Source organism: Streptomyces sp. NPDC101225, from assembly GCF_044767585.1.
GTDB lineage: Bacteria > Actinomycetota > Actinomycetes > Streptomycetales > Streptomycetaceae > Streptomyces.
Genome location: NZ_JBIWOE010000031.1, coordinates 1 through 20289, shown reverse-complemented (window position 1 = coordinate 20289; position 20289 = coordinate 1). Strand labels below are relative to the sequence as shown.

Here is a 20289-nt window from a genome sequence, read left to right as displayed (position 1 = left end):
GTCACTTCGCCGTGTCCGCCACGAGACGCTCGACGGCGTCGACGGCCTCGCCGATCGCGGCCGGGTTCTGCCCGCCGCCCTGCGCGACGTCCGGCTTGCCGCCACCGCCGCCACCGAGGGTCTTGGCCGCGGCGCGGACCAGGTCACCGGCCTTCAGGCCGCGCTCGCGGGCGGGCTCGTTGGTGGCGATGACCGTGAGCGGCTTGCCGCCCGCGACCGTGAAGAGGGCGACGACCGCGGCCCGTCCGCCCTGGATGCGGCCGCGCACGTCGAGGACCAGCCTGCGCAGGTCGTCGGCGGTGGTGCCGTCCGGGACCTGGCCGGTGACGACGGCGACGCCGCGCACGTCCTTGGCCGACTCGGCGAGACCGGCGGCGGCCTGCAGCACCTTCTCGGCGCGGAACTTCTCGATCTCCTTCTCGGCGTCCTTCAGCTTGCCGAGCATCGAGGAGACCTTCTCCGGCAGCTCCTCCGGGCGGCCCTTGAGCAGTTCGGTCAGCTGGTTGACGACCGTGTGCTCGCGGGCGAGGAAGCTGTAGGCGTCCACACCGACCAGAGCCTCGATACGGCGGACACCCGAGCCGATGGAGGACTCGCCGAGCAGCTTGACCAGGCCGAGCTGGGAGGTGTTGTGCACGTGCGTGCCGCCGCACAGCTCCTTGGAGAAGTCGCCGATGGTCACGACGCGCACGCGCTCGCCGTACTTCTCGCCGAACTCGGCGATGGCACCCTGCTTCTTCGCCTCGTCGATGCCCATGACGTCCGCGCGGACGTCGAGGTCACGGGCGAGCACCTCGTTGATCTTCTGCTCGACGTCGCTCATCACGGCCGTGGGAACGGCGGAGGGCGAGCCGAAGTCGAAGCGGAAGCGGCCGGGCTGGTTCTCGGAACCGGCCTGGGCGGCCGTCGGGCCGAGGGCGTCGCGCAGCGCCTGGTGGGTGAGGTGCGTGGCCGAGTGGGCGCGGGCGATCGCCGTACGGCGGCGGCGGTCGATGGAGGCGTGGGCCTTGGCGCCCACGGTGACCTCGCCGACCTGGACGACGCCCTTGTGGACGTAGACGCCCGGCACCGGCTTCTGGCAGTCGCGGATCTCGATGACGGCACCGGAGTCGGCCTTGATCCGGCCGGTGTCGCCGATCTGACCGCCGCCCTCGGCGTAGAACGGGGTGCGGTCGAGGACGATCTCCACCTCGTCGCCCTCGGTGGCGGCCGGGGAGGAGGCGCCGTCGACGAGGATGCCGACGATGGTCGACTCGCCCTCGGTCTCGCCGTAGCCGATGAAGTCGGTCTCGCCGACCTTGTCGGCGATCTCCCGGTAGGCGCCGGCGCCGGCGTGGCCCGTCTTCTTGGCCTGGGCGTCGGCCTTGGCGCGCTCCCGCTGCTCCTTCATCAGGCGGCGGAAGCCGTCCTCGTCCACCGACAGCCCCTGCTCGGCGGCCATCTCGAGGGTGAGGTCGATCGGGAAGCCCCAGGTGTCGTGGAGCAGGAACGCCTTGTCGCCGGCCAGGACCGAGGAGCCCGCGGCCTTCGTCTCGGTGACGGCGGTGTCGAGGATGGTGGTGCCGGCCTTCAGCGTCTTGAGGAAGGCGTTCTCCTCGGCGACGGCGACCTTCTCGATGCGCTCGCGGTCGGTGATCAGCTCGGGGTACTGCCGGCCCATCATGCCGATCACGGTGTCGATGAGGTCCAGGACGACCGGGCCGGTGGCACCGAGCAGGCGCATGTTGCGGATGGCGCGGCGCATGATGCGGCGCAGGACGTAGCCGCGGCCCTCGTTGCCGGGGGTGACGCCGTCGCCGATGAGCATCACCGACGTGCGCATGTGGTCGGTGACCACGCGCAGGGAGACGTCCGAGGCGTGGGCGTCGCCGTAGGCCACGCCGGTCAGCTCGGTGGCCTTGGCGATGACGGCCATGGAGGTGTCGATCTCGTACATGTTCTGCACGCCCTGCAGAATCATCGCGAGCCGCTCCAGGCCGAGGCCCGTGTCGATGTTCTTGCTGGGGAGCTCGCCGAGGATCTCGAAGTTGTCCTTGCCGATGCCCTCGCCGCGCTCGTACTGCATGAAGACGAGGTTCCAGATCTCCACGTACCGCTCGTCGTTGACGGCGGGACCGCCCTCGGCGCCGAACTCGGGGCCGCGGTCGTAGTTGATCTCGGAGCACGGGCCGCAGGGGCCGGGGACGCCCATGGACCAGTAGTTGTCCTTCATGCCCAGGCGCTGGATGCGCTCCTTCGGCACGCCGACGACCTCGTGCCAGATGCGCTCGGCCTCGTCGTCGTCCTGGTAGACGGTGATCCAGAGCTTCTCCGGCTCCAGGCCGTAACCACCCTTGTCCTGGGGGCTGGTGAGCAGCTCCCAGGCGTACGTGATGGCGCCTTCCTTGAAGTAGTCGCCGAAGGAGAAGTTGCCGCACATCTGGAAGAACGTGCCGTGCCGGGTGGTCTTGCCGACCTCTTCGATGTCGGGCGTGCGCACGCACTTCTGCACGCTGGTGGCGCGGTCGAAGGGCGGCTTGACCTCACCCAGGAAGTAGGGCTTGAAGGGCACCATGCCGGCCGGGACGAGGAGCAGAGTCGGGTCGTCCGCGATGAGCGACGCCGAAGGGACGACGGTGTGCCCGCGCTCCTCGAAGAAGCTCAGCCAGCGGCGGCGAATCTCGGCCGACTCCATCAGTGGTCCTCATTCCGGTTGTACGAGTACGTCTGGTACGTCGAGCCCTCGACGTACTTCGGTGTGCTGCGGTTCTCGATGGCGGTGTACCGCCGGGGCGCGGGGAGCTCGGGGGCCGCGTTGATGCCGAGGGCCTCGCCCAGCTCCTCCTCGCGCTGCGCCATGTTGTCGCGCACGTCCAGCGCGAAGCCGACCGCCCGGTCCTTGATCCGGTGGCCGGCGTCGATCGCCTTGTTCGCGGCGGCCACGGCGAGGTTCTCGGGCGTCAGCTGCCTCAGCTTGCGATTGACCTTGGTGGTGGCCCACACACCCGCGGCGACGCCGGTGCTGAACCAGAAGGTACGGCGGAACATCGGTCGCTCAGTCCTTCTTTCGCCTGTTCCGCTTCTCCCGCCGCGCGGCCGGGACGGTGCGGCCAATGATCACGGTCTCCCTCGATGTCCTGGCGGGCGCGTCCTCCCTGCGGACGCCCAGGGCGCGGCGGACGCCGTAGCCGAAGGCCGCGACCTTGACCAGCGGGCCGCCGAAGGTGGAGGCGACGGTGGTGGACAGCGCCGACGCGTTCGACGTGACCTCCTGGACGTCGGTGGCGATGGCGTCGACCCGGTCGATCTGGGTCTGCGCCGAGCGCACCGCCGCGGACGCGTCGGACAGCAGCGGAACGGCCTGGTCGGTCACCTCCGCCACCAGTTTGGTGGTCGCCCTGAGCGTCTGGGCCAGCCTCGCCAGCGCCACGGCGAGGAAGGAGACCAGGATCGCCCAGAAGACGGCCACCAGGATCCCGGCCACCTCTCCACCGGACACCTCGCGCACCCGCTCCCTGAAACGTGCCTGAACATCGAAAAGCAATGGACCGAGCCTATCGCGCCAGGCGCGGAGCTCCGCACCGGATTACCGTCGCGCGCTGCGGGGTTGCGCGAAGCGATTGTACGGAGTGCATACGTTTCAGTACGCTCCGTATTCCATGCGGGACCATCAACGGGGCCACGGACCCATGGACGGCAATGTACCGCTGGAGCTGAACGCGTTCGTCGGCCGCTCGGCCGAACTCGCCGCACTGGCGCGGTTGCTCGGCTCCGCACGTCTGGTCACGGTGACCGGGGCGGGCGGCGTCGGCAAGTCACGGCTCGCGGCGCGGGCGGCCGCGCGGTGCGCGCCGCGCGACGGCGTGTGGCGGGTGGAGCTGGCGCCGGTGCGCGATCCGGCGTTCGTCGACCACGCCCTCGTGGAGGCGCTGGGGCTGACCGACCACACCACCCGGCCGCCGCGCGAGACGCTGCTGGCACATCTCGCCGACCGCCAACTGCTGCTCGTCCTGGACGGTTTCGAGCACCTGGTCACGGCGTGCGCCGGTCTGGTGGGCGAGTTGCTCCGCGCGGTGCCCGGGCTCACGGTGCTCGCGGCGGGGCGCAGACCGCTGGCCGTGGCCGGTGAGCGGGTGTTCCCGCTGGCGCCGCTGGGCGAGGACGAGGCGGTGCGGCTGCTGCTGGACCGCGCGGCGGAGTGGGGCCCTGCCGTGGCGGACGGCCCCGAACTGCGCGAGGTGTGCCGGCGCCTGGACGGGATCCCGCTCGCCCTGGAACTGGCCGCCGGTCGGCTGCGGGCCCTTTCCCCCCGGCAGCTGCTGGACCGGCTGGACGACCGCTTCCGCCTGCTGACCTGCGGCGAGCGGGACGCGCTGCCCCGCCACCAGACGCTGCGGCTGGCCGTCGGCTGGAGCCACGAACTGTGCGCGCCCCGCGAGAGGTTGCTGTGGTCGCGGCTGTCGGTGTTCGCGGGACCGTTCGACCTGGAGGCCGTCGAGTACGTGTGCGGCGGGCAGGGCCTGAAGTCCGAAGACGTCCTGGACGTGCTCACCGAACTGCTCGCCCAGTCGGTGGTCGCCCGTGAGGAGACGCCGTCGGGCGCGCGCTACCGGATGCTGGACACGGTGCGCGCGTACGGCGCCGAGTGGCTGGAGGCGACGGGCGACGCGGCCCGGCTGCGGCGGCGGCACCGCGACTGGTACCTCGGGCTCGCCACCTGGTGCGAGCTGGACTGGTTCTCGCCGCGGCAGGCCGAGGTGGCCGCCCGGGTGGAGGCGGAGCTGCCGAATCTGCGCAGCGCGCTGGAGCACTGCCTGGGCGAGCCGGAGGACGCGCATCTCGGGCAGTACCTCGCGGGCTCGCTGTGGTTCTGCTGGGCGGGCTGCGGGCGTCTGTCGGAGGGGCGGCACTGGCTGGAGCAGGTGGTGCGGCTGGACACCGGGCACGAGCAGTCCCGGTTGAAGGCGCTGTGGGTGCTCGGCTACGTGGCGATCCTGCAGGGCGACGCCGTGCCCGCGCTGGCCGCGCTGCAGGAGTGCCGGGAGGAGGCGGAGCACGGCGGCGACCGGACGGCGGTGGCGTACGCGGAGCACCGCACCGGATGTCTCGCCCTGGTCAGTGACGACATGGAACGCGCTCAGGAGCTGCTGGAGTCGGCGCTGGAGCGCTACCAGGAGATCGGCGAGCTCAACAGCAACGTGCTGATGGCCCAGGTCGAACTGGCGATGACGCGCGCGTTCCAGGGCGATCTGCCGGAGGCGGTGCGACTGTGCGAGGACGTACGGCGGGTGTGCGAGGACCACGGCGAGCGGTGGACCCGCGGCTACGCGCTGTACGTCCTGGCGTACGCGGGCTGGGCCGACGGCGACCTCCCGCGGGCGCGCGCCCTGCTGACCGAGTGCCTCACCGGCGCCCACGCCTTCCACGACCTGCTCGGCTCCGTGCTGGCGGTGGAGCTGCTGGCCCTGGTCACCGTGGCGCAGGGCGACGCGGCGGAGGCGGCGGTGCTGCAGGGCGCGGCGTCCCGGATGTGGCGGTCGGTGGGCCTGCCGCTGTTCGGCTCGGCCCACTACGGCGCTCCGCACGGGCTGTGCGAGGCGGCGGCCCGGGAGCGGCTGGGCGACGAGCGGTACGGCGAGTGCGTGGCCGAGGGGGCGCGGCTGGTGCGGGAGGCGGCGGTGTCCCGGGCGCTGGAGCCGGCGCTGGACGCCGTGCCGTCGCCGCGCGGCCAGGTACGGCACGCGGCGGCGGGCCGGCCGATGCACGAACCCGCCGCCTCCCGCGCCCGGAAGGGCGGGGAGACGGCGGGCTGAGGTGGTGCTGCCGCCTGCCGGTGATCAGCGGGCGTAGTACTCGACGACGAGCTGCTCGTCGCAGATCACCGGGATCTCCTTGCGGTTCGGCTCACGGTCCAGGCGGAACGCCAGGGCCTTGAGGTTCACCTGGAGGTAGCGCGGGGTCTCGCCCTCGGGGGCGAAGCCGCCCTCGCGGGCGATGGAGAAGAGGGTCTTCTCCCGGCTGCGCTCGCGGACCATCACGACGTCGTCGGGCTTGACGCGGAAGGAGGGCTTGTCGACCTTCTGGCCGTTGACCTCGATGTGGCCGTGCACGACCATCTGACGGGCCTGGTAGATGGTGCGGGCGATGCCCGAACGCAGGACCAGGGCGTCGAGACGGCGCTCGAGCTCGATGATCAGGGCCTCGCCGGTCTTGCCCTGGACCTTGGAGGCACGCTCGTAGGCGCGCACGAGCTGGCGCTCGGACACGTCGTACTGCGCGCGCAGACGCTGCTTCTCGAGCAGACGGACCTTGTAGTCCGAGTTCTGCTTGCGGCCGCGGCCGTGCTCACCCGGCGGGTAGGGGCGGGCCTCGAAGTACTTGACGGCCTTCGGGGTCAGCGCGATGCCGAGGGCACGCGACTTCTTGACCTTGGGGCGGGACTGGTTCGCCACTGTCTTTAGTCTCTTCTCTCAGATTCTTCGGCTTGTCAGGGTTGAGGGAGGTCGCAATCCGCAGCCGGGGAATCCCGCCTCGTCCGGGTGGACGGGGTGGGCAGCCGCTCCCCTGGTCTGGGCACATACGTGCAGCACGCGAGTGGCCCACCGGCCCGTCCCGCCGTACGACGGGGGGTGGTGGGCTGCCCGCGACACCGTTCGACGGTGCGCGACGCTCCTGGGACCCGCTGGGGGTCCCGGCCGGATGCCCCGCTCTGACAGCACGGGACTCGGCACTTCGGGGCAGTCTACAGGCTGCTCAGGACCGCCTGCGACCGAGGTGCTTCCTGGTCCATTCGACCGCGTCCGCGTACCGCGCCTCGGCGCCGTGCCGGCTCGGGGTGTAGTACTCGCGGTCCTTGAGCGCGTCCGGGGCGTACTGCTGCTCGGCGATGCCCTCGGCCAGGTCGTGCGGGTACACGTACCCCTGGGCGTGGCCGAGCTTGGCGGCGCCCTTGTAGTGGCCGTCGCGCAGATGGGGCGGCACGGCGCCGGCCACTCCCTTGCGCACGTCGTCCATGGCGGCGCCGATCGCCGTCGTCGCCGAGTTGGACTTGGGGGCCAGGGCGAGGGCGATGGTGGCGTGGCTGAGGGTGAGGGCGGCCTCGGGGAAGCCGATCATGGCGACGGCCTGGGCGGCGGCGACGGCGATCGGCAGCGCGTTCGGATCGGCGAGGCCGATGTCCTCGCTCGCCGAGATCATCAGGCGGCGGGCGATGAAGCGGGGGTCCTCGCCGGCCTCGATCATGCGGGCCAGGTAGTGCAGCGCGGCGTCGACGTCCGAGCCGCGGATGGACTTGATGAGGGCGCTGGCGACGTCGTAGTGCTGGTCGCCGTCACGGTCGTACGTCACCGCCGCCCGGTCGACCGTCTCCTCCAGCGTCGTCAGGGAGATCTCCGGCTCGCCCTTGTCCAGGGCGGCTCCGGCCGCGGCCTCCAGGGCGGTCAGGGCGCGGCGGGCGTCGCCGCCGGCGATGCGCAGGAGGTGGTCCTCCGTGTCGCCCGGGAGGGCGACCGCGTCCTTGAGGCCCCGCTCGTCGGCGAGGGCCCGCTTGAGCAGCCCGCGGACGTCGTCGTCCGTGAGGGGTTCGAGGGTGAGCAGCAGGGAGCGGGAGAGCAGCGGGGAGATCACCGAGAAGTACGGGTTCTCCGTCGTCGCCGCGACGAGCGTCACCCAGCGGTTCTCGACCGCGGGCAGCAGGGAGTCCTGCTGGGCCTTGCTGAAGCGGTGGATCTCGTCGAGGAAGAGGACGGTCTCCCGGCCGTAGCCACCGGTGGCGCGGCGGGCGCCGTCGATGACCGCGCGGACCTCCTTGACCCCCGCGGTGATCGCCGACAGCTCCACGAAACGCTTGTTGGTGGCTTTCGAGACGACGTACGCCAGGGTCGTCTTGCCGGTGCCGGGCGGGCCCCAGAGGATCACCGAGGACGGTCCCGCGGGACCGCCCGCGCCCTCGCCGACCAGTCTGCGCAGCGGCGAGCCGGGCTTGAGCAGGTGCCGCTGGCCCACCACCTCGTCCAGGGTGCGCGGGCGCATCCGCACCGCCAGGGGGCTCCCTGCCGGGTCCTTCTCCTGGCGTTCTTCTGCGGCTGCGGTGAACAGGTCGGGCTCCACGTCCCAAACCCTAAATCACCGCACCGACAATCCCTCCGGGCCCTGGACGCGGAAGGTCAGCTGGTCCAGAAGTCCCACCAGCGGGTGAGGATCAGCATGCCGATGACGCCGATGTGCAGCACGGGCAGGACCCAGGTGAACTCGCCGAAGAAGCTCTTCAGCCAGCGGGGCGCGGGCAGGAAGCCGTTGCGGACGTTGAACGACGTCACGTACCAGAACATGATGATCGTCGCCACCCAGGCCAGCGAGCACCACAGGCACAGCGCGTTGATGCGGTACAGCGACTGGAACATCAACCAGGCGCAGAAGCTCACGCCGAAGAGGGTGCCGGCGTTGAAGGTGAGCCAGTACCAGCGCGGGAAGCGGGCGTGGGCCAGCAGGCTCATGCCGACGCAGATGACGATGCCGTAGGCGACGAGGCCGAGCATCGGGTTGGGGAAGCCGAAGACGGAGGCCTGCTTGGACTCCATGACGCTGCCGCAGGAGACGACCGGGTTGAGGCTGCACCCGGGGGTGAAGGTCTTGCCCTCGACCTTGGCCTCGAGGAGCTTGAACTTGTCGACCGTGATGACCCACGCGGCGAGCAGACCGGCCGCGCCCGTGATGACCAGCAGCAGCGCGTAGGCGCGGCTGCCGCCCACCGTCCGTGGTCCGGCGGAGCCGTCGCCCGAAACGGGTTCGGGCTCGGTGGAGACGTCTTTGACTGTGGTCTTGCTCATCACGCCGATTCCGCCTGCTCGAGAGTTGGACCTTCTTCGGGCAGGGGCCATTGTGCCGCACTCGGCCCCGTGTCCACCGTTCGGTGGACATAAGGAAGGACACACGGTCGTCCCCGAGCGTACGGTTTTGGCCGAGTGTTGGGGGCATGACAGCACACGCGAACGAACTCGCGGTGGACGTACGGGGGCTGCGCAAGCGGTACGGGGACGTGACCGCGGTGGACGGCATCGATCTCGGGATCCGCCCGGGCGAGGTGTTCGGCCTGCTCGGACCGAACGGCGCGGGCAAATCGACCACGGTGGAGATCCTCCAGGGCAATCGCAGCCGGGACGGGGGCGAGGTGTCGGTGCTGGGGTCCGACCCGGCGGCCGGCACACGCGCGTGGAGGTCCCGTGTGGGAATCGTCTGGCAGGACGAATCGGCGCCCGCCGAGTTGACGGTCCGCGAGACCGTACGGCATTTCGCTCGCTACTACCCGAGGCCGCGCGACCCGGAGGAGGTCATCGGCCTGGTGGGTCTTCAGGCCAAGGCGGACAGCCGCATCAAGGCGCTGTCGGGCGGTCAGCGCAGGCGTCTCGACGTGGCCCTCGGCGTGATCGGCGGCCCCGATCTGCTGCTCCTGGACGAGCCGACGACGGGGTTCGACCCGGCGGCTCGGCGGCAGTTCTGGGACCTGATCCGGCTCCTCGCCGACGAGGGCACGACCATCCTGCTGACCACGCACTACCTGGAGGAGGCGGAGGCGCTCGCCGACCGGCTCGCCGTCGTGTCCGAGGGCCGGGTCGTCGCCGTGGGCGAACCCGCCGGTCTGCGCAAGCGGTTCGGCACCGGGGCCACCGTCGGGTGGACCGAACCCGACGGAGCCGCCCGCACCGAGCGCACGGACACCCCGACCCGCACGGTCGCCGAGCTGATGCGCCGTTTCGACGGCGAGATCCCGGACCTGCGGGTGAGCCGCCCCACGCTGGAGGACGTCTACCTCCGGCTCACCGGACAGGAGGACGCCCGATGACCACGACCACCCTGCCGACCGGGGCCACGACGGCGACCGGGCGGCTGCCGGGGGCCTGGGGGCTGGGGCTTCGGCGGGGCGCGCTGGAGATCAGGCAGTTCTTCCGGCAGCGCGAGCAGGTGGTGTTCACCTTCGCGTTCCCGGTGGTGTTCCTGTTCCTGTTCGCGTCGATCTTCAGCGACGACGTGAAGGGCGCCGGAATCACCGCCTCGCAGCTGTACGTCCCGGCGATGACCGCCGCCGGCATCATGTCGACCAGCTTCCAGTCGCTCGGCATCTCGATCGCCATCGAGCGGGACGAGAAGGTGCTGCGCCGGCTGCGCGGGACGCCGATGCCGCCCGCCGCGTACTTCCTCGGCAAGATCTGGCTGGTTCTGTGCACCGGTGTGCTGGAGACGACGGTCCTGCTGCTCGTCGGCATCAGCTTCTACGGCGTCGACCTGCCCTCGGACCCGGCCCGCTGGTTCGACCTCGCCTGGATCTTCGTCCTCGGCCTGACGGCGTGCGCGCTGCTCGGCATCGCGGTCAGCTCGGTGCCGAGGTCGGGCAGGAGCGCGACCTCCGTGGTCGTCCTGCCCTTCCTGGTGCTGCAGTTCATCTCGGGCGTCTACATCGCGATCGACACCATCCCCGACTGGATGCTGAACATCGGGGCGCTGTTCCCGCTGAAGTGGATGTGCCAAGGTCTGCGCGGGGTGTTCCTGCCGGACTCGGCACAGATCCTGGAACAGGCCGGCCGCTGGGAGTTCGGCAAGGTCGCCCTGGTGCTCGGGGCCTGGTGCGTCGGAGGATTGGTGCTGTGTCTGCTGACCTTCCGGTGGAAGAACCGGCGCGAGGGATGACGTGTCCGGCGGAGGCCGTCGGCGCGTACACCTGGGACCGCTCCTTCCGGCTCTGGGACTGCTACTTCGCGCTGATCTGGCTGGCCACCCTGGCGTTCGTGCTCGGCACGGACCGTCCGGGGTGGCCGGTCCGCCTCACCGCGGCGGCGCTGCTGGTGCCGTTGATCCCGCTGTTCGTGCGGGTGGGGCGCCCCCTGCTGCGGGGTGATCCGCCGCCCGAGCGCCGGGCGCTGCTCTACCTCGTGGCGGTGACGGCCCTGTTCCTGCCCTCGGCGATCCTGGTCGGCGAGACCCGGGTGATGACCTTCGCGCTCGTCCCCCAGTGCTTCATGACCCTGCGGATGCGGTGGGCGATCACGGTGGTGGCCGTGATCAACGTGGTGCCGATCGTGGGCTGGGCGCTGCTGTGGTGGCCGAGCGACCAGGACGTCTTCTTCAACGGCCTGTTCGCCGTGGTCACCCTGGTCTTCTCGGTGGCCGTCGGCACCTGGGTGATCCGGATCATCGAGCAGAGCCAGGAGCGGGCCGCGCTCATCGCCGAGCTGGACGCGAGCCGGCACGAGGTCTCGCGTCTGTCCGCCGCGCACGGGGCGCTGACCGAGCGCGAGCGCATGGCCCGCGAGATCCACGACACCCTCGCGCAGGGCTTCACCAGTCTGCTGATGCTGATCCAGGCGGTGGAGGCGGAGCTCGGCCACGACGTCCCGCAGGCCCGCCGCCATCTGGCCCTGATGGACGAGACGGCCCGGCAGAACCTCGCCGAGGCCCGTGCCCTGGTCGCCGGGGCGGCGCCCGCCGACCTGGACGGCACCTCCCTGCCGGACGCGCTGCGCCGGCTCGCCGTCCGGCACGGGGCGACGCTGGACGTGACCGGCCCGGTGCGGCCGCTGCCGGCCGGAGCGGAGGTGGTGGCCCTGCGCACCTGCCAGGAGGCGCTGGCCAACGCCCGCAAGCACGCGGGGGGTTCGGCGGCCGTGGACATCGCGCTGGCGTACGCCGACGACACGCTCACCGTGTCCGTGCGGGACGACGGCCGCGGCTTCGACCCGGACGCGCCCCGCGAGGGCTACGGTCTCGCGGGGCTGCGCGCCCGGGCCACCGAGGTCGGCGGCACGGCGCGCGTCAGCAGCACACCGGGCGACGGCGCGACCGTGACGGTCAGCCTGCCCGTATCCCCGCTGAGGAGTTCACCGTGATCAGGATCGTCCTCGCCGACGACCATCCCGTCGTACGGGAGGGGCTGCGGGCGATGCTCAGCGCCGAGCCGGACCTCGACGTCGTCGCCGATGCGGCGAGCGGGCCGCAGGCGGAGGCGCTGGCGGCTCGGCTGCGGCCCGACATCGTGCTCATGGACCTGCGCATGCCGGGCGGCGGGGGCGTGGACGCGATCCTGCGGATGGGCGCGGCGGGACTGCCGTGCCGGGTGATCGTCCTGACGACGTACGAGACGGACCGGGACATCCTGCGGGCGGTGGAGGCCGGGGCGGCGGGCTATCTGCTCAAGGACATGCCGCGGGGCGAACTGGCGGAGGCGATCCGCTCGGCCGCGCGCGGCGAGACGGTCCTCGCGCCGTCGGTGGCCGCCCGGCTGGTCGACCAGCTGCGCACGAAGCCGCAGCGGCCGCGGCTGTCGGAGCGGGAGACGGCGGTGCTGCGGTTGGTCGCCGAGGGCTGCACGAACGCGGAGATCGGACGCCGGTTGTTCATCGGCGAGTCCACGGTGAAGACCCATCTGCTGCGCGTCTTCGGCAAGTTGGGCGTCGACGACCGGACGGCGGCCGTCACGAGTGCGATGCGGTTCGGGCTGCTGGAGTGAGGGGACGTGCGGCCCCCTCACTCCACCGGGCTCAGCCCAGCCGCGACTCCAGTTCCGCCACGATCTCGTTCACGCCGACCGCCGTCTGCTCGCCGGAGTCCATGTCCTTGAGCTGGACGACGCCCTCGGCGAGGTCGCGTTCACCGGCGACGACCGTGTAGCGGGCGCCGCTGCGGTTGGCGTTCTTCATGGCGCCCTTGAGCCCCTTGGCGCCGTAGGAGAAGTCGGCGGCGACGCCGAGCTTGCGCAGCTCGGTCACCTTGGCGAACAGCACGCGCCGCGCCTCCTCGCCCAGCGGCACCGCGAACACGCTGGTGGTGGAGGGGAGGTCGAGCTCGACGCCCTCCGCCTCCAGCGCCAGGACCGTGCGGTCCACGCCGAGCGCCCAGCCGACGGACGGGAGCGCGGGGCCCCCGATCATCTCGGACAGGCCGTCGTAGCGTCCGCCGCCGCCCACCGCGGACTGCGAGCCCAGACCGTCGTGGACGAACTCGAACGTCGTACGGGTGTAGTAGTCGAGGCCGCGCACCAGCTTCGGGTCGTCCTCGAAGGCCACGCCCGCCGCCGTGATCAGCTCGCGGACCTCCTCGTGGTACGCCTTGCATGCGTCGCAGAGGTAGTCCCGCAGCAGGGGGGCGCCGCCCAGCTGCTTCTGGACCGTCTCCCGCTTGTCGTCCAGGACGCGCAGCGGGTTGATCTCCGCACGGCGCAGCGTGTCCTCGTCCAGGTCCAGGCCGCGCAGGAAGTCCTGCAGCGCGGCCCGGTAGACGGGACGGCACTCCTGGTCGCCCAGGCTGTTGAGCAGGATACGGAAGTCGCTCAGGCCCAGCGAGCGGTACGCCTGGTCGGCCAGGATGATCAGCTCGGCGTCCAGCGCCGGGTCCTCGGCCCCGATCGCCTCGGCGCCCACCTGCGAGAAGTGACGGTAGCGGCCCTTCTGCGGGCGCTCGTAGCGGTAGTAGGAGCCCGAGTACCAGAGCTTGACCGGCAGGTTGCCCGCCTTGTGCAGGTTGGCCTCCAGCGCCGCGCGCAGCACGGACGCCGTGCCCTCGGGGCGCAGCGCCAGTTGGTCGCCGCCCTTGGTCTCGAAGGCGTACATCTCCTTGGTCACGATGTCGGTCGACTCGCCGACACCGCGCGCGAACAGCTCGACGTTCTCGAAGCCGGGCGTCTCGATGTAGCCGTAGCCGGAGTTGCGCAGGGGCGCGGCGATGGCCTCGCGGACCGCCAGGAACTTGGCGCTGTCCGGCGGGATCAGGTCGTACGTGCCCTTGGGGGCCTTGAAGGTGCTCACGGAAGGTCTCGTCACATTCCTCGTCGGGGAGCGTCCGCTCCCAGGCCGGCGGCCACCTGCCGCAGATACGGGTTGGTGGCGCGCTCCTGGCCGATGGTCGTCTGGGGGCCGTGGCCGGACAGCACCACGGTCGAGTCCTCGAGCGGCAGGCACACGCGGGCCAGCGAGTCGAGCATCTCGGCCATGTCACCGCCGGGCAGGTCGGTGCGTCCGACGGAGCCGGCGAAGAGCAGATCCCCGGAGAAGAAGACCGACGGGACGTCGCTCGTCTCGGGCATCCGGAAGGTCACCGACCCCTTCGTATGGCCGGGCGCGTGCGCGACGGAGAACTCCAGGCCCGCGAGCGCCAGCCGCGCGCCGTCGGTGAGCTCCTCGACGTCGTCGGGCTCCCCCACGGTCAGCTCGCCCATCAGCGGCATGCCGATGGAGCGGCCGAGCGCCTTCTCCGGGTCCGCCATCATGTAGCGGTCCTCGGGGTGGATCCACGCCGGTACGTCGTGCGCGCCGCACACCGGGACGACCGAGGCCACATGGTCGATGTGGCCGTGGGTGAGGACGACGGCGACGGGCTTGAGCCGATGCTTCTCCAGCGCGTCCTCGACGCCTTGGGCGGCCTGGTGGCCAGGGTCGATGATCACGCACTCCTCACCGGCGGCGGGGGCGACGAGATAACAGTTCGTCCCCCAGGCCCCGGCGGGGAACCCGGCAATGAGCACGATCGTCCTTCGTTGTGTCGATTACAGACGGCTACAGCTGCTGTCAGAGCCTACCGGCGCTGCCGAATCCTCAGCGAACCCATATACGGTACGGGGCACACGCAGGCGGTCGGCTCACAGGACGCACGCGTCCCGGTCGACGTACAGACGCATGAGGAGAGAACCCGGTGGTCACCCAGGAACAGCGGAAGCGCCAGCTCGCCCGGGAGAAGTTCCTGCGCCAGCAGCAGCGGCGCACGGCCGCGCGGCGCAAGGCCAAGATGCGCAATTCGGTGATCGCGTCGGCGCTCGGCGTCATCGTGATCGGCAGCGTGGTCCTCTACACGACCGGGCCCTTCAAGGGCGGCAAGAAGGACGACAAGGCCAACGCGAGCTCGCAGACCACCCCGAGCGCCGCCGCGACGAGCAAGGCGCCGGATCCGTGCGCCAAGCCGGCCAAGGGCTCCGTGAAGAAGCTCAGCTGGAAGAAGGAGCCCGCGCTCACCATCGACAAGTCGGCGAAGTACACCATGAACCTCGCCACGACCTGCGGTGACATAGGTATCGCGCTGAAGGCGTCGGCGGCGCCGCACACCGTCAACTCCTTCAACTTCCTGGTGAACAAGGGCTACTTGGACCACACCAAGTGCCACCGTCTGGTCCCGAGCGGGATCTACGTGCTCCAGTGCGGCGACCCGACGGGCACCGGCACCGGCGGACCGGGCTACACCATCCCGGACGAGAACCTCAAGGACAAGAGCCTGAAGGGCAACGTCTACCCGGCGGGCACGGTCGCCATGGCCAACCAGTACAACTCGCAGACGAAGAAGGGCCGCAACACCGGCGGCAGCCAGTTCTTCCTCGTCTACCAGGACAGCCCGCTGCCGCCCGACTACACCCCGTTCGGCACGGTCTCCAAGGACGGCATGAAGGTCCTCAAGAAGATCGCCGCCGCCGGAGCCGCCCCGGCCGACCCCACGACCGGCAACACGGCGCCCAACGCGACCGTGGTGATCAACAAGGCGACGGTCACCAAGTCCTGAGCGTCAAGTGCGAAATTTCGGTCGCGCGGGATGCGGACAGGTCACCCGCACGTCGCCTATGTTGGCCGTGACGAAACTGTGGACGATGCCCGGGGGTGCTGAGGCCCCCCGCAGGCATCATGTGGAGGAGGCGCTGTGAGCAGCGACCCGTGGGGACGCGTCGACGAGACGGGGACCGTGTACGTGCGTACGGCCGACGGCGAGCAGGTCGTCGGATCATGGCAGGCCGGCTCCCCTGAGGAGGCGCTGGCCTACTTCGAGCGCAAGTACGAGGGCCTGGTTGTCGAGATCGGCCTCCTCGAGAAGCGAGTGAAGACCACCGACCTGTCCGCGAAGGACGCGCAGACCGCCATCGACCACATCCGGGAGCAGGTCGACGCCCACCACGCGGTCGGCGACCTGGACGCCCTGAGGACCCGCCTGGACAAGCTGGTCGAGAGCGTCGAGGCGCGCCGTGAGGAGCGCAAGCAGCAGCGCGCGAAGCAGTCCGACGAGGCGCGGCACGCCAAGGAGGACCTGGTCGTCGAGGCGGAGCAGCTGGCGCAGTCCGACCAGTGGCGGGCGGCCGGCGAGCGGCTGCGGGCGCTGGTGGACACCTGGAAGAGCCTGCCGCGCCTGGACCGCAAGTCGGACGACGAGCTGTGGCACCGCTTCTCGCACGCCCGCTCGGCGTTCTCCAAGCGGCGCAAGGCCCACTTCGCGGCGCTGGACGCGCAGCGCGAGGAGGCCCGCAAGATCAAGGAGCGGCTGGTCTCGGAGGCCGAGGCGCTGTCCGGATCCACGGAGTGGGGTCCGACCGCCGCGCGCTACCGCGAGCTGATGGCGGAGTGGAAGGCCGCGGGCCGCGCCCAGCGCGAGCACGAGGACGACCTGTGGAACCGCTTCCGCGGCGCCCAGGACATCTTCTTCGCCGCCCGCAGCTCGGTCTTCGCCGAGCGGGACGCCGAGCAGGCCGAGAACCTCAAGCTCAAGGAGGAGCTGGCCGAGGAGGCCGAGAAGATCCTCCCGGTGACCGACCTGAAGGCGGCCCGCGCCGCCTTCCGCTCGGTCAACGAGCGCTGGGAGGCCATCGGCCACGTGCCGCGGGACGCCCGCCCGAAGGTCGAGGGCCGGATGCACGCCGTGGAGCGGGCCATCCAGGACGCCGAGGAGTCGGAGTGGCGCCGGACGAACCCGGAGGCACGCGCGCGTGCCGAGGGTCTGACCGGGCAGCTCCAGGCGGCCGTGGACAAGCTGCGGGGTCAGATCGAGCAGGCGCGCGCGCAGGGCAACAACGCCAGGGCCGACAAGCTCGAGCGGGAGCTGGAGGGTCGCCAGGCCCTGCTGGAGCAGGCGCTGAAGGGCCTGCACGAGTTCGGCGGCTGACCCACTCGCCGTCCGGAGGCGGACGCGTGCGAAGCATCGGAAGGGGCCCGTACCTCGCGGTACGGGCCCCTTCTCGTCGTAGGGCTGCGGCTACGACCTGCTGCGGGCCGACGTCACGCGGTAGACGTCGTACACGCCCTCCACGCCCCGTACCGCCTTCAGGACGTGCCCTAGGTGCTTCGGGTCGCCCATCTCGAAGGTGAAGCGGGAGGTGGCCACCCGGTCGCGGGAGGTCTGCACGGCCGCGGAGAGGATGTTGACGTGCTGGTCGGACAGGACGCGGGTGACGTCCGACAGCAGCCGGGAGCGGTCCAGCGCCTCGACCTGGATGGCGACCAGGAAGACCGAGGACTGGGTGGGTGCCCACTCGACGTCGAGGATGCGCTCGGGCTCGCGGGACAGCGAGTCCACGTTCACGCAGTCGCTGCGGTGCACCGATACGCCGCTGCCGCGCGTGACGAAGCCGATGATGGGGTCGCCCGGGACCGGCGTGCAGCACCGGGCCAGCTTGACCCACACGTCCTCGACACCCTTGACGATGACGCCCGGGTCGGCGCTGGAGCGGCGCTTGCGGCTGCGGCTGCGGGTCGGCGGGACCGACTCGTCGATCTCCTCGGTGGCCGCCTCCTCGCCGCCGAGCGCCTGGACCAGCTTCTGCACGATGTTCTGAGCGGAGACGTGGCCCTCGCCGATCGCCGCGTACAGCGCCGAGATGTCGGCGTAGCGCATCTCGTGGGCGAGCGTGACGAGCGAGTCGCCGGTCAGGATGCGCTGGATGGGAAGGTTCTGCTTGCGCATGGCGCGGACGATGGCGTCCTTGCCCTGCTCGATCGCCTCGTCGCGGCGCTCCTTGGAGAACCAGGCCCTGATCTTGTTGCGCGCACGCGGTGACTTGACGAAGCCCAGCCAGTCCCGGGAGGGGCCCGCGCCGGCCGCCTTGGAGGTGAAGACCTCGACCAGGTCGCCGTTGTCCAGGGTGGACTCGAGCGGGACGAGTCTGCCGTTGACCCGTGCTCCTATGGTCCGGTGGCCGACCTCGGTGTGGACCGCGTAGGCGAAGTCGACCGGGGTGGCCCCGGCCGGAAGCGCGATGACGTCGCCCTTGGGCGTGAAGACGAAGACCTCGTTGCGCGACAGGTCGAAGCGCAGGGACTCCAGGAACTCGCCCGGGTCCTCGGTCTCCTTCTGCCAGTCGAGCAGCTGGCGCAGCCACGCCATGTCGTTGAGGTGGTCGTCCTTGCCCTTGCCGGACGTCCTGGGCGCGTCGGTGCGCACCTTGGAGGTGCCGGCGACGGCCTCCTGCTTGTACTTCCAGTGGGCGGCGATGCCGTACTCGGCGCGGCGGTGCATGTCGAAGGTGCGGATCTGCAGCTCGACCGGCTTGCCGTTGGGTCCGATGACCGTCGTGTGCAGCGACTGGTACATGTTGAACTTGGGCATCGCGATGTAGTCCTTGAACCGGCCGGGGACCGGGTTCCATCGCGCGTGCACGGTGCCGAGGGCGGCGTAGCAGTCGCGGACCGTGTCGACGAGGACGCGGATGCCCACCAGGTCGTAGATCTCCGCGAAGTCGCGGCCGCGGACGATCATCTTCTGGTAGACGCTGTAGTAGTGCTTCGGGCGGCCGGTGACGGTCGCCTTGATGCGGGCCGCGCGCAGGTCCTGCTGGACCTCGTCGGTCACTATGGCCAGATACTCGTCACGCTTCGGTGCCCGCTCGGCCACCAGCCGTACGATCTCGTCGTACATCTTGGGGTAGAGGATCGCGAAGGCGAGGTCCTCCAGCTCCCACTTGATGGTGTTCATGCCGAGGCGGTGGGCGAGCGGCGCGTAGATCTCCAGGGTCTCGCGCGCCTTCTTCTCCTGCTTCTCGCGCTTGAGGTACCGCATGGTGCGCATGTTGTGCAGGCGGTCGGCGAGCTTGATGACCAGGACCCGCGGGTCCTTGGCCATGGCGACGACCATCTTGCGCACGGTCTCGGCCTGCGCGGCCTCGCCGAACTTGACCTTGTCCAGCTTGGTGACACCGTCGACCAGCAGGGCGACGGAGTCCCCGAAGTCGCGGCGGAGCTGGTCGAGGCCGTACTCGGTGTCCTCGACGGTGTCGTGCAGCAGGCCCGCCATCAGGGTGGCCGGATCCATGCCCAGCTCGGCGAGGATGGTGGTGACCGCGAGCGGGTGCGTGATGTACGGGTCGCCGCTCTTGCGCTTCTGGCCGCGGTGCCAGCGCTCGGCGACCTGGTAGGCCTTCTCTATCTGCCGGAGCGTGGCCGTCTCGATCTTCGAGTCGTTGCTGCGCACTATCCGCAGCAGCGGCTCCAGCACCGGGTTGTACGGGTTGGAGCGCTGGACGCCGAGCCGGGCGAGGCGGGCGCGGACGCGGTTGGAGGAGCCGGTGCGGGCGGGCTGGCCCGTGTTCGGGCGGGCCGCCGGCTGCGAGGGGGCGGAGTGCCCGGGAGACGGGGCCTTCTCCGCTCGGGCGGAGTCGAGCGGAGGAGAGGGCTTCGGGCGCGACTGCTCGGCCGACTTGTCGACGGGCGCCGACTGGGCGTGCTCCACCGGCCCGCCCGCGTCGTTCTTCGCGTGCGGCGTGCTCGGCGCGGGCTTGGCCGCGGCTGCCGAGGCTGACTCGGGCTTGGCGGCAGTCAGGTGCTGGGCCTCGTCTGGCAAGAGGACTCCTCGTGCGCGATCCGGGTCCCCCGGTCAGGTTCCGGAGACCCCATGGTAGCGATCCTGCGCCCCAGGATCGCCTTCAGGCCGATGTGAGGAACATCCAGCCGTGCAACGCCGGGGGCGCCCCCATCATTCCCATGGGGCATGTGCGAAATTTACCCTTTTCCTGTTACGTCACTGATCGAGCGGAATAGAAAAGCAATTGACCCGAAGATCAACAAGCAGATAAGGTCAATTTCGACCAGTGATGGAAAAGGTTCACTTTTCCATTTCTTTAATAAGAAACGGGACAAGAACATGAAGTTGTTCGGAAAGACAGTTGCCGCCGCAGTGGTGACGGTGGGCCTGAGTGCCGCATTCGCGCTTCCCGCCCAGGCGGCGACCGTGGCGCCCATGTCGATGCACCGAGGCAGCTCGGGGTGCTTCAACTGGTCCTGGGCCGACGGGACCGCCACGAGCACCATCTACTACCACAACACGTGCAGCACGACGGAGCACCTGTGCGTCTGGTGGAAGGACGGCAAGGAGAACAACCTCCACCGCATCACCGCGCGCGGCGGGGCCAAGGGCCACCTCAAGGAGTCCGGCACCATCAAGTCCCAGGACATCGAGGACTGCTGATTCCGCAGTCGGCCGGATGGTATGAGTACTCAGGTTGAATCGGTGATGTCCGGGCTGTGGTGACGGGTCGTGATCCCTGCGGTACGACGTCTTCATGCGGTATGCGCAAGGGGGCGGGCT

18 protein-coding genes are annotated in these 20289 nt (G+C 70.5%); 8 read left to right on the top strand and 10 right to left on the bottom strand.

The genetic code is table 11. From position 1 onward, the window contains the following. Position 1: 1 nt before the first annotated feature. From alaS to ACIRPX_RS32865, 3 genes are read right to left on the bottom strand one after another with little or no spacing between them, the layout of a single operon-like run. Positions 2-2674: an alanine--tRNA ligase gene (gene alaS, locus ACIRPX_RS32875; protein WP_404202091.1), complete on the bottom strand. Its 2673-nt coding sequence runs from the start codon at positions 2672-2674 to the stop codon at positions 2-4. Next, positions 2674-3027, bottom strand: a complete 354-nt coding sequence (locus ACIRPX_RS32870; RefSeq protein ID WP_404202089.1) for a hypothetical protein — start codon at positions 3025-3027, stop codon at positions 2674-2676. The genes alaS and ACIRPX_RS32870 overlap by 1 nt, the downstream gene beginning before the upstream one ends. Before the next feature lie 7 nt (positions 3028-3034). Beyond that, a complete protein-coding gene (locus tag ACIRPX_RS32865) occupies positions 3035-3487 on the bottom strand; it encodes a DUF948 domain-containing protein (RefSeq protein ID WP_399137265.1) in 453 nt (150 codons plus the stop codon). Between the two features lie 151 nt (positions 3488-3638). Here ACIRPX_RS32865 and ACIRPX_RS32860 point away from each other — a divergent pair, with 151 nt between their 5' ends. Beyond that, the gene (locus tag ACIRPX_RS32860; protein WP_404202087.1) at positions 3639-5792 is read left to right on the top strand and encodes an ATP-binding protein; all 2154 of its coding nucleotides are present in this window, start codon (positions 3639-3641) and stop codon (positions 5790-5792) included. A gap of 24 nt (positions 5793-5816) precedes the next feature. Here the strand turns inward: ACIRPX_RS32860 and rpsD are convergent, their stop codons facing one another. The 3 genes from rpsD to ACIRPX_RS32845 all read right to left on the bottom strand — a co-directional run bounded on the left by rpsD (position 5817) and on the right by ACIRPX_RS32845 (position 8807). Continuing rightward, the gene (rpsD, locus tag ACIRPX_RS32855; RefSeq protein WP_062674288.1) at positions 5817-6431 is read right to left on the bottom strand and encodes a 30S ribosomal protein S4; all 615 of its coding nucleotides are present in this window, start codon (positions 6429-6431) and stop codon (positions 5817-5819) included. 301 nt (positions 6432-6732) lie between these two features. Then, positions 6733-8088: a replication-associated recombination protein A gene (locus ACIRPX_RS32850; RefSeq protein WP_404202085.1), complete on the bottom strand. Its 1356-nt coding sequence runs from the start codon at positions 8086-8088 to the stop codon at positions 6733-6735. 56 nt (positions 8089-8144) lie between these two features. Further along, positions 8145-8807 (bottom strand): vitamin K epoxide reductase family protein, encoded by a 663-nt coding sequence (locus ACIRPX_RS32845; protein ID WP_404202083.1) that lies wholly within the window; start codon positions 8805-8807, stop codon positions 8145-8147. A 146-nt stretch (positions 8808-8953) separates the two neighbouring features. Between ACIRPX_RS32845 and ACIRPX_RS32840 the strand changes: the two genes are divergently transcribed. The 4 genes from ACIRPX_RS32840 to ACIRPX_RS32825 are packed head-to-tail and all read left to right on the top strand — an operon-like array spanning position 8954 to position 12478. Further along, positions 8954-9820, top strand: coding sequence for an ABC transporter ATP-binding protein (locus tag ACIRPX_RS32840; protein ID WP_404202081.1), 867 nt, complete (start codon positions 8954-8956; stop codon positions 9818-9820). Then, complete coding sequence (locus ACIRPX_RS32835; protein WP_404202079.1) at positions 9817-10662, top strand: ABC transporter permease; 846 nt, start codon at positions 9817-9819, stop codon at positions 10660-10662. Before ACIRPX_RS32840 ends, ACIRPX_RS32835 begins: the two co-directional genes overlap by 4 nt. Beyond that, a complete protein-coding gene (locus ACIRPX_RS32830; RefSeq protein WP_404202077.1) occupies positions 10659-11858 on the top strand; it encodes a sensor histidine kinase in 1200 nt (399 codons plus the stop codon). Before ACIRPX_RS32835 ends, ACIRPX_RS32830 begins: the two co-directional genes overlap by 4 nt. Next, the gene (locus tag ACIRPX_RS32825; protein ID WP_404202075.1) at positions 11855-12478 is read left to right on the top strand and encodes a response regulator; all 624 of its coding nucleotides are present in this window, start codon (positions 11855-11857) and stop codon (positions 12476-12478) included. Before ACIRPX_RS32830 ends, ACIRPX_RS32825 begins: the two co-directional genes overlap by 4 nt. 31 nt (positions 12479-12509) lie before the next feature. Here ACIRPX_RS32825 and hisS read toward each other — a convergent pair whose 3' ends face one another. Both hisS and ACIRPX_RS32815 read right to left on the bottom strand, forming a co-directional pair. Further along, positions 12510-13772, bottom strand: a complete 1263-nt coding sequence (gene hisS, locus ACIRPX_RS32820; protein WP_404202073.1) for a histidine--tRNA ligase — start codon at positions 13770-13772, stop codon at positions 12510-12512. An 11-nt stretch (positions 13773-13783) separates the two neighbouring features. Then, positions 13784-14488: an MBL fold metallo-hydrolase gene (locus tag ACIRPX_RS32815; RefSeq protein ID WP_404202071.1), complete on the bottom strand. Its 705-nt coding sequence runs from the start codon at positions 14486-14488 to the stop codon at positions 13784-13786. 167 nt (positions 14489-14655) lie between these two features. Here ACIRPX_RS32815 and ACIRPX_RS32810 point away from each other — a divergent pair, with 167 nt between their 5' ends. Continuing rightward, on the top strand, positions 14656-15510 hold the full coding sequence (locus ACIRPX_RS32810) for a peptidylprolyl isomerase (RefSeq protein WP_404202069.1): 855 nt from the start codon (positions 14656-14658) through the stop codon (positions 15508-15510). 135 nt (positions 15511-15645) lie between these two features. Beyond that, positions 15646-16875: a DUF349 domain-containing protein gene (locus ACIRPX_RS32805; protein ID WP_404202067.1), complete on the top strand. Its 1230-nt coding sequence runs from the start codon at positions 15646-15648 to the stop codon at positions 16873-16875. A gap of 90 nt (positions 16876-16965) precedes the next feature. Here ACIRPX_RS32805 and ACIRPX_RS32800 read toward each other — a convergent pair whose 3' ends face one another. Beyond that, entirely contained in the window at positions 16966-19545 is a 2580-nt protein-coding gene (locus ACIRPX_RS32800; protein WP_404202065.1) for a RelA/SpoT family protein, read from the bottom strand. 158 nt (positions 19546-19703) lie between these two features. Beyond that, complete coding sequence (locus ACIRPX_RS32795) at positions 19704-19943, bottom strand: hypothetical protein (protein ID WP_404202063.1); 240 nt, start codon at positions 19941-19943, stop codon at positions 19704-19706. Between ACIRPX_RS32795 and ACIRPX_RS32790 the strand changes: the two genes are divergently transcribed. Beyond that, positions 19942-20169: a hypothetical protein gene (locus ACIRPX_RS32790; protein ID WP_404202061.1), complete on the top strand. Its 228-nt coding sequence runs from the start codon at positions 19942-19944 to the stop codon at positions 20167-20169. The two genes, ACIRPX_RS32795 and ACIRPX_RS32790, sit on opposite strands and share 2 nt — an antisense overlap. The last annotated feature ends 120 nt before the right edge of the window (positions 20170-20289 follow it).

Coding starts and splice junctions, on each gene's coding strand:
- ACIRPX_RS32795 (WP_404202063.1), bottom strand. CDS start 19,943: ATGGGCGCCACGGTCGCCGCCTGGGCGGGAAGCGCGAATGCGGCACTC.
- ACIRPX_RS32870 (WP_404202089.1), bottom strand. CDS start 3,027: ATGTTCCGCCGTACCTTCTGGTTCAGCACCGGCGTCGCCGCGGGTGTG.
- ACIRPX_RS32845 (WP_404202083.1), bottom strand. CDS start 8,807: ATGAGCAAGACCACAGTCAAAGACGTCTCCACCGAGCCCGAACCCGTT.
- ACIRPX_RS32790 (WP_404202061.1), top strand. CDS start 19,942: ATGTCGATGCACCGAGGCAGCTCGGGGTGCTTCAACTGGTCCTGGGCC.
- ACIRPX_RS32835 (WP_404202079.1), top strand. CDS start 9,817: ATGACCACGACCACCCTGCCGACCGGGGCCACGACGGCGACCGGGCGG.
- alaS (WP_404202091.1), bottom strand. CDS start 2,674: ATGGAGTCGGCCGAGATTCGCCGCCGCTGGCTGAGCTTCTTCGAGGAG.
- ACIRPX_RS32830 (WP_404202077.1), top strand. CDS start 10,659: ATGACGTGTCCGGCGGAGGCCGTCGGCGCGTACACCTGGGACCGCTCC.
- ACIRPX_RS32840 (WP_404202081.1), top strand. CDS start 8,954: ATGACAGCACACGCGAACGAACTCGCGGTGGACGTACGGGGGCTGCGC.
- ACIRPX_RS32860 (WP_404202087.1), top strand. CDS start 3,639: ATGCGGGACCATCAACGGGGCCACGGACCCATGGACGGCAATGTACCG.